The sequence below is a fragment of the Microbacterium sp. ISL-103 genome, assembly GCF_018613995.1.
Classification (GTDB): Bacteria; Actinomycetota; Actinomycetes; order Actinomycetales; family Microbacteriaceae; genus Microbacterium.
In genome coordinates this window covers 1-8,448 of sequence record NZ_JAGGPD010000012.1, presented here as the reverse complement: position 1 = coordinate 8,448, position 8,448 = coordinate 1, and the positions used below count along the sequence as shown (strand labels likewise).

Genomic DNA, 8,448 nt, shown 5'->3' with positions numbered 1-8,448 from the left:
GGTGGCCGCCATCGCCTCGCGCATCGACGGCCTCTCGATCGGTGCGGGCACGGACGCGGCGAGCGAGATGGGTCCGCTCATCACCCGCGAGCACCGCGACCGCGTCGCCTCGTACGTCACTGGTGCCGCAGCCGAGGGTGCGACCGTGGTGGTCGACGGCACGACGAAGCGGTTCGACTCCGAGGGCTTCTTCATCGGAGTCAGCCTGATCGATCAGGTCGCCCCGGGCATGAAGGTGTACGACGACGAGATCTTCGGTCCGGTGCTCTCGGTCGTGCGCGTCGAGACGTATGCCGAGGCCGTCGAGCTCGTCAACGCGAACGTGTACGGCAACGGCACGGCGATCTTCACGCGAGACGGCGGCACCGCCCGCCAGTACGAGTTCGACATCGAGATCGGCATGGTCGGCGTCAACGTGCCGATCCCCGTGCCGATCGGCGCCTACTCTTTCGGCGGCTGGAAGGACTCGCTGTTCGGCGACTCGCACATCTACGGCCCCGAGTCGGTGCACTTCTACACTCGGTCGAAGGTGGTCACCACTCGCTGGCCCGACCACACGCCCTCGCAGATCGACCTGGGCTTCCCGAGCAACCACTGAGACTCCGAGAGCTGAGACACGAGACATGACGAACTACACCGACCGGCACGGTGCATCCCACACGCTGCCTGCCCCCGAGGCCGAGGCGCAGGTGCGCGCGGATGACCGCGGCCACGTGTTCCACTCGTGGAGCGCGCAGGGCCTGATCGATCCGCTTCCCGTCGCCGCGGGCGAGGGCTCGACGTTCTGGGACTACGCCGGCAACGCCTATCTCGACTTCTCGAGCCAGCTGGTGAACCTGAACCTCGGGCACCAGCATCCCGATCTGATCGCCGCGATCCAGCAGCAGGCGGGGCGTCTGTCGACGATCCAGCCCGCGATGGCGAACGACGTGCGGGGCGAGCTCGCCCGGCTCATCGTCGAGGTCGCCCCCGAGGGGTTCGAGAAGGTCTTCTTCACGAACGGCGGCGCCGAGGCCAACGAGTACGCGGTGCGCATGGCGCGTCAGTCGACGGGGCGCCACAAGGTGCTCTCGATGTACCGCAGCTATCACGGGTCGACCTCGACCGCGATCTCGCTGACGGGTGACCCGCGGCGCTGGGCCAACGGCACTCCCGATTCGGGCGCCGTGCGGTTCTTCGGCCCCTACCTCTATCGCTCGCCGTTCCACGCCGAGACCCCCGAGCAGGAGTCCGAGCGCGCACTCGCCCACCTCGAGCAGACGATCCAGCTCGAGGGACCCGCGACGATCGCTGCGATCATCATCGAGACCGTGGTCGGCACGAACGGCGTGCTCGTGCCCCCGCCCGGCTACCTGCAGGGCGTCCGCGAACTGTGCGACCGCTACGGCATCGTCTACATCGCCGACGAGGTCATGGTCGGCTTCGGCCGTCTCGGCGAGTGGTTCGGCATCGACGCGTACGACGGTCGGCCCGACCTCATCACCTTCGCCAAGGGCGTCAACTCCGGCTACGTGCCGCTGGGCGGGGTCGTGATCTCCGAGCGCATCGCGCGCGCCTTCGACACCACGCCGTTCGCCGGGGGACTGACGTACTCGGGCCACCCGCTCGCGTGCGCCGCGGGCGTCGCGACGTTCGAGGTGTTCCGCCGCGACGGCATCCTCGAGCGCGTGCGCGACCTCGGCGAGCGCGTCGTCGAGCCGACGCTGCGTCGCTGGGTCGACACCCACCCGAGTGTCGGCGAGGTGCGCGGCCGTGGCCTGTTCTGGGCGGTCGAGCTCGTGCGTGACAGAGAGACGCGCGAGCCACTCGTGCCGTTCAACGCGAGCGGAGCGGATGCTGCGCCGGTCGCCGCCTTCGCCGCCGCCGCCAAGAAGGCCGGCGTCTGGCCGTTCACGCACTTCAACCGCATGCACGTGGCGCCGCCGCTCGTGATCAGCGAAGACGACCTGGTGCGCGGTCTCACCGTTCTCGACGAGGCCCTGGCCGTCGCCGACGAGGCCGCGGCGAACTGAGGCCGTCGCGAATCAGACGAGCGCTGCTGCGCGGATTCAGATCAGGAAGCCGCGCAGCAGCGCCTCTGACCCCGCGAGATGATCGCGCATCGCGGCCTCGGCGACGTCGGGGCGACCGGCGAGGATCGCCGTGACGATGCGCTCGTGCTGCTCGCCCGAGTGCTGGATGTTCCGCGGCATCAGGGGGAACGTGTCGAGCCAGGCGTTGACGTCGGCCCTGTTCTCGACCACGAGTGCGACGAGCGACGGGATGCCCGCAGCCTCGGCGATCGCGAGGTGCAGCAGGGTGTCNNCGGGGCCGGCGGGCAATGCCGCTTCATGCCGTGCCCACAGGTCGGCGCGCGTCGGGGCATCGAGCGTCCGGCTCGCGGCAGCACGCACCGCGCCGGTCTCGAGCACGAGACGGAGGCCCAGGACATCGTCGATGTCGGCCGCGGTCACGGGGCCGGCATCCGAGGGCTGCGGCAGCGGATCGGCAACGAACGTGCCGCCGTACCGCCCGCGCTTGGGCACCAGATACCCGGTGTCCGCGAGCTCGCGGATCGCCTCGCGCACGGTGTCGCGGCTCACCCCGAACGATGCCGCGAGCTCACGCTCCGGCGGCAGCGACTCCCCAGGGGCGACGACGCCGAGACGGATGGTCTGCACGAGGCGAGCGACCGCATCCTCGAGGGCGTTGCCTCGACGCAGCGGCCGGTAGACCGCCCGGCGCACCGCGACGAGATCGCCGTCGGATGCGTGCTCGCTCATGCTTCTCAGCCTGTCACAGCGACATGATCCCGCTTCACAGCGGGGTGACGTAGGCGTTGGTGATGCCGCCGTCGACAACGAAGGCACTGGCGGTGATGAACGACGAGTCATCCGAGGCGAGGAATGCCACGGCGGCGGCGAGTTCGGACGGTTCGGCGAAGCGTCCCATCGGCACGTGCACGAGGCGGCGCTGCGCGCGCTCCGGATCCTTCGCGAACAGCTCCTGCAGCAGCGGGGTGTTCACAGGCCCCGGGCACAGGGCGTTCACGCGCACTCCCTGTCGCGCGAACTGCACGCCGAGCTCGCGCGACATCGCCAGCACTCCGCCCTTCGACGCGGTGTAGCTGATCTGCGAGGTCGCCGACCCCAGCAGGGCGACGAAGGATGCGGTGTTGATGATCGACCCCCGGCCCGCCGGCACCATGTGGCGAAGTGCTGCACGGCTGCAGAGGTAGACGCTCTTGAGATTGACGTCCTGCACACGGTCCCACGCCGGCAGCTCGGTCGTCTCGATCGAGTCGTCGTCGGCGGGCGAGATGCCGGCGTTGTTGAAGGCGATGTCGATGCGGCCGAACTCCGCAGCGACCCCGTCGAACAGCGCGTTCACCTTGGCCTCGTCGGCGACGTCGACGGGCCGGAACGCACCGCCGATCTCGGCTGCCGCTTTCTCGCCCGTGGCGGGGTCGACGTCGGCGATGACGACGAACGCACCCTCGGCGGCGAAGCGCTGGGCGGTGGCGAAGCCGATGCCGCTGGCCCCACCGGTGATGATGGCGACGCGGTCCTTGAGGCGCTGGGTCAGATCGATGCTCATGTGTGTTCTCCGTTGCAGTGGATGTGGGGCCGGGTCGCGATCAGGCGTCGTCGGTCGCGAAGAAGACGTTCTTGGTCTCGGTGAAGTGCTCGGCAGCATCGGGTCCGAGCTCCCGCCCGAGGCCCGAGGCCTTCATGCCTCCGAACGGCGTCGCGTAGCGCACCGACGCGTGCGAGTTCACCGACAGCACCCCGCTCTGCACGCCGCGCGAGACGCGCACCGCACGGCCGAGGTTCTCGGTCCAGATCGAGCCGGCGAGCCCGTAGGCGGTGTCGTTCGCGAGACGGATCGCATCGGCCTCGTCGTCGAACGGCATCACCGCGACGACCGGGCCGAAGACCTCCTGCTGTGCGATCCGGTCAGAGGGGTCTGCGAGCACCACGGCAGGGGCGAACCAGAATCCGTCGCCCTGGGGGGCACTGCCCCGGAAAGCGATGTTCGCGTCGTCGAGGAACCCCGACACCGTGTCGCGGTGCGCGGCCGAGATGAGCGGACCCATGTCGGTGTCAGCACTCGAGGGGTCGCCGACCCGCCATGCCCTGACCGCCGGTTCGAGCAGTTCGAGGAACCGATCGTAGACCGAGCGCTGCACGAGCAGTCGGCTGCGCGCGCAGCAGTCCTGACCCGCGTTGTCGAACACCGACCCCGGAACCGCCGCGACCGCCTTCTCGAGATCGGCATCCGCGAAGACGATGTTGGCGCTCTTGCCGCCGAGCTCCAGCGTGACGGGCTTGAGCGCTCTGGCGCATCCGGCGGCGACCTCGATGCCGACCTCGGTCGAGCCGGTGAACACGACCTTGCGCACATCCGGATGCTCGACGAGCCGCTGCCCGACGACCGAGCCAGAGCCTGTGACGACCTCGAAGAGCCCCTCGGGAAGACCCGCCTCGAGGGCGAGCTCGCCGAGTCGGATGGCCGTCAGAGGAGTGAGCTCGGCGGGCTTGAGCACCACGGCGTTGCCCGCGGCGAGGGCGGGGCCCGCCTTCCACAGCGGGATCATGGCGGGGAAGTTGAACGGAGTGATCGCCGCGACGACTCCGAGCGGCTGACGCATGGAGTAGACGTCGATGCCTGCTCCGGCGCCGGTCGAGTACTCGCCCTTGAGCAGGTGCGGAGCGCCGGCGGAGAACTCGATGACCTCGAGTCCGCGCTGGATGTCGCCCTTCGCATCGTCGACGGTCTTGCCGTGCTCGCTCGCGAGCAGTTCGGCGAGCTCTGTCATCTCGCGCTGCACCAGATCGAGGAACCGCAGCAGCACCCGCGCGCGCTTCTGCGGATTGGTCGCCGCCCATGCGGCCTGAGCCGCCTCGGCGTTCGCGATGACCGCGGCGACCGCGTCGGCGGAGGCCAGCGGCACCCGCGCCTGCACGGAACCGGTGCTCGGATCGAACACGTCGGCGAAGCGTCCGCCCTCGGGGCTGAGATGCTTTCCGCCTACGAAATGGGGAATGGTACGAGTCATTGTGCGATGTCCCTTCGCGCCGTCGTTGGCACTATGTCGATGGTACTTCGGCCCCCGGATATTTACTAGGGCGTCCTTGTACTTGCAGTCTTGGGGTCGGAGAGAAAAGTTCTTGCCGGTTCGAGAGATCGCGATGTAGAGTCTGAAACGTTTTAAACACCTGAAACGTTTAAAATCACGTTTCGCCCCTTCGACAATGAGGTTGATCATGGCACTCGCTGCTGACCAGGATCTGGTTCTCCACGCTCGCAACATCTCGCGCCGGTACGGCGCGGTGACCGCTCTCGCCGACGCATCGCTCACCCTGCGCCGCGGCGAGGTCATGGGCCTGGTCGGCGACAACGGCGCCGGCAAGTCGACGCTGCTCAAGGTGCTCTCGGGCGCGGTGGTGCCCGACGGCGGCACCATCGAGGTCGAGGGGAAGCCGGTCGACTTCCGTCGCCCGACCGACGCCCTGGCCGCCGGCATCGAGACCGTCTATCAGGATCTCGCGCTCGTCGACACGATGTCGGCCGTGCAGAACGTGTACCTCGGTCGTGAAGAGCTCTCGACCAACCCGATCCTCAAGGCGCTGAACATCGTGAACGACCGCGGCATGCGCGCCCGGTCACGCGAGGTGCTCGCCGAGCTCGGCGTCGGCATCCAGTCGGTCAACGTGTCGGTCAAGGGCATGTCAGGCGGACAGCGTCAGTGCCTCGCGATCGCCCGGGCGCTGCTCTGGGGCCGCAGCATCGTGATCCTCGACGAGCCCACCGCAGCACTCGGCGTACGCGAGTCGCAGCAGGTGCTCGATCTCATCGGCCGCCTGCGCGAGCACGGCGTCAGCGTGATCCTCGTCAGCCACAACATGCAGCAGCTGCACACGGTCGCCGACCGCGTCACCGTCATGCGCCTCGGGCGGTCGGTCGCCGTGCGCGACATCGCCGACGTCACCGCGCAGGACATCGTCGGCCTCATCACCGGGGCGCTCCCCGCAGACGTCCCCACTCCGGAGGACACCGAGACCCTCGTCAGCTGACGACGAGCACGCTTCACCACCCGCAAGAACCCGCACCACCCGAACCACACCTATTCAAGAGGAGCACTGCAATGACGCATCACTCACCCCGCACCGCCCTGCGCCTGCTCGGCGCCGGCGTGGCACTCGTATCGGCCATCGCGATGGTCGGCTGTGCCGACCAGGCATCCGGCGGCTCCGGCTCAGGCGGAGATGACGACACCTTCACGCTCGGCTTCGCGGTCGGCGGTCAGGCCGACGCCGACTGGCAGGACTACCAGGGCGACGTCGCCCAGGCTCTCGCCGAGCAGCGCGGCTGGAAGTACGTCGAGCTCAGCAACGACGGCGACGAGGCGACCGCTGTGAAGAACGCCGACCTCTTCGTGCAGCAGGGCGTCGACGCCGTGATGATGTTCAACGGACGCCCCGAGGCGAACCCGGTCATCGCGAAGAAGTACGCGGATGCCGAGATCCCGGTCATCACGTTCGACATCGCCCAGGAGGGCTGGTACTTCGTCGGCATCGACAACGCCGCCGCAGGCACCGAGGGCGGCACGGCTCTCGGCGAGCTCGCCAAGAGCGAGTGGGACTGCGACGTCGACCTCGTCATCTCGGCGCAGGGCACCGCGGCCGGACAGATCGACACCTGGCGCACCGGCAACGCCGCGACGGCGATCGGCGAGGTCTGCCCCGACATCCCAGAAGACGCGTACGTCGCGTACGAGGCCGATGGCAACCTCACCACCTCGCTGCAGAACGCGCCGGGCGTCTTCGCCGCGCACCCGGATGCCGAGAACATCCTCGTTGTCGGACTCAACGACCAGGCTGTCGTGGGCGCCCTGCAGGCGGCGACGCAGCTGGGCCGTGACGCCAACATCATGGGCTGGGGCCAGGACGGCGGCCTGATCACGGGCGACAACGTCGACCCGAACCTCGCCGGCAGCGTCATGTACTTCCTCGAGGGGTACGCGGCCTACGCCTTCCAGATCCTGGACGAGATCGCCGCCGGCGATGCGCCCGAGGTCAAGGACACGGGCGATGACGCAGCGGTGAGCGTGCAGCCGTGCGCCGTGACCCAGGAGCAGGCCGCCGAGATCCCCGGTATCGAGGAGCGCGTCGCCGAGATCTCCCAGGCCGACGAGGGCACGACCCTCTACGACCTCTACTGCAAGAACTAACCGTTCCTCCCGGATCGGTCTCGAGAAGAACGAGACTCACATGACGACTCCCACCCTCACGGCCGATCCGGCCGCCCCGCGTTCGGGTGCGCGCACAGCGCGCCCGGACGCGGGGAGCCGCACCGCCCTGCGCGATGCGCTCACCATCGCCGCGGTCTGGTTCCTGCTCGCCGCGGCGACCACCATCGTCCGCCCGGACTTCCTCTCGACGCAGTCGCTGCTCGCCATCACCTTCACGATGGCGATCTCGGGCGTCCTCTCGGTCGCGCAGGGCATCGTCGTCATCGGCGGCGGCCTGCTCGACCTCAGCCTGCCCGTCGCCCTGGTCGTCAGCGCCTGGGCCACCGTCACCCTCTTGGGTGCCGGCGTGCCCGACCTGCTCGCGGTGCTCTGCGGCATCGTCGCCGGCGGAGCCTGGGGCCTGCTGAACGGCCTGATCGTCGTCTACGGCAAGCTCAACCCGATCATCGTCACGCTCGCCACCGGCTTCGGCGGCCTCGCGATCATGATGATCGGATTCAAGTCGGCGCAGATCCCGTCGGGGTCGGCCCTTCGCGCCTTCGGACTCGGGCAGTTCCTGGGCCTGCCGAACATCTTCTGGCCCATGCTCGTGATCCTCGTGCTCGCAGGACTCGCCATCACCTGGACGCGCTGGGGCCGACGCCTCACCGCCGTGGGCGGCAACGCCCAGGCCGCTCGTGCCCGCGGCGTCTCGCTGCGCCGCGTGCGCCTGGCGACGTTCTCGGGCGCCGGCGCGGTCGCCGGAGTCGCCGGCGTGCTGTTCGCCTCGGTCACCCCGAGCTTCACCCCCAACGCCGGGGCCAGCTATCAGCTCATCGTGATCGCCGCGGTGATCCTCGCAGGCATCAGCCTCTCGGGCGGCAAGGGCAACTTCCTGGTGCTGCTGCTCAGCGTCGGCTTCCTCTCGACCATCCCGGTGTCGATCGCCTTCTTCGGGCTCCCGCCGGCATTCGCACTGATCTTCCAGGGCGCACTCCTCATCATCGCCGTCGGCATCGACGGCTTCCGCATCAAGAGAGGTGCACGATGACCACGGCATTCGCCCCGGCATCCGACATGCAGACGCCCCAGGCTCTGCTCCCTCGGGTGCTCTCGTACCTCAAAGGTCCCGTCGGCAGCATCGCGCTGATGCTCGCCGCCGTCGTCGTCATCGGCGCGATCTCGGTCGGCCCGGCTTTCTTCTCGGCCTCGCACGTGCGCATCGTCGGCGTGGC

Annotated in this window: 9 protein-coding genes; 6 read left to right on the top strand and 3 right to left on the bottom strand. The window is 68.9% G+C overall.

Going from position 1 to position 8,448, the window contains the following annotated elements; translation table 11 throughout:
- Both J7E68_RS00690 and J7E68_RS00685 read left to right on the top strand, forming a co-directional pair.
- Positions 1–598 (top strand): aldehyde dehydrogenase family protein (locus tag J7E68_RS00690; RefSeq protein WP_215168920.1); only part of this gene is annotated, 598 nt, incomplete at its 5' end.
- A gap of 25 nt (positions 599–623) precedes the next feature.
- Positions 624–2,012 (top strand): aspartate aminotransferase family protein, encoded by a 1,389-nt coding sequence (locus J7E68_RS00685; protein WP_215168918.1) that lies wholly within the window; start codon positions 624–626, stop codon positions 2,010–2,012.
- A gap of 36 nt (positions 2,013–2,048) precedes the next feature.
- Here the strand turns inward: J7E68_RS00685 and J7E68_RS00680 are convergent, their stop codons facing one another.
- The 3 genes from J7E68_RS00680 to J7E68_RS00670 are packed head-to-tail and all read right to left on the bottom strand — an operon-like array spanning position 2,049 to position 5,038.
- Complete coding sequence (locus J7E68_RS00680) at positions 2,049–2,762, bottom strand: FadR/GntR family transcriptional regulator (protein ID WP_215168916.1); 714 nt, start codon at positions 2,760–2,762, stop codon at positions 2,049–2,051.
- 34 nt (positions 2,763–2,796) lie between these two features.
- The gene (locus J7E68_RS00675; protein WP_215168914.1) at positions 2,797–3,576 is read right to left on the bottom strand and encodes a 3-oxoacyl-ACP reductase; all 780 of its coding nucleotides are present in this window, start codon (positions 3,574–3,576) and stop codon (positions 2,797–2,799) included.
- Between the two features lie 40 nt (positions 3,577–3,616).
- Positions 3,617–5,038: an aldehyde dehydrogenase gene (locus tag J7E68_RS00670; RefSeq protein ID WP_215168912.1), complete on the bottom strand. Its 1,422-nt coding sequence runs from the start codon at positions 5,036–5,038 to the stop codon at positions 3,617–3,619.
- Between the two features lie 208 nt (positions 5,039–5,246).
- On the opposite strand from J7E68_RS00670, the gene J7E68_RS00665 reads away from it, so the two are divergent.
- The 4 genes from J7E68_RS00665 to J7E68_RS00650 form a co-directional block, all read left to right on the top strand.
- Positions 5,247–6,056: an ATP-binding cassette domain-containing protein gene (locus J7E68_RS00665; RefSeq protein ID WP_215168909.1), complete on the top strand. Its 810-nt coding sequence runs from the start codon at positions 5,247–5,249 to the stop codon at positions 6,054–6,056.
- 71 nt (positions 6,057–6,127) lie between these two features.
- On the top strand, positions 6,128–7,213 hold the full coding sequence (locus tag J7E68_RS00660) for a substrate-binding domain-containing protein (protein ID WP_215168907.1): 1,086 nt from the start codon (positions 6,128–6,130) through the stop codon (positions 7,211–7,213).
- Between the two features lie 40 nt (positions 7,214–7,253).
- Positions 7,254–8,264, top strand: a complete 1,011-nt coding sequence (locus J7E68_RS00655) for an ABC transporter permease (protein ID WP_215168905.1) — start codon at positions 7,254–7,256, stop codon at positions 8,262–8,264.
- The coding region (locus J7E68_RS00650; RefSeq protein ID WP_215168902.1) for a hypothetical protein at positions 8,261–8,448 on the top strand (188 nt) is incomplete at its 3' end. The genes J7E68_RS00655 and J7E68_RS00650, both read left to right, overlap by 4 nt.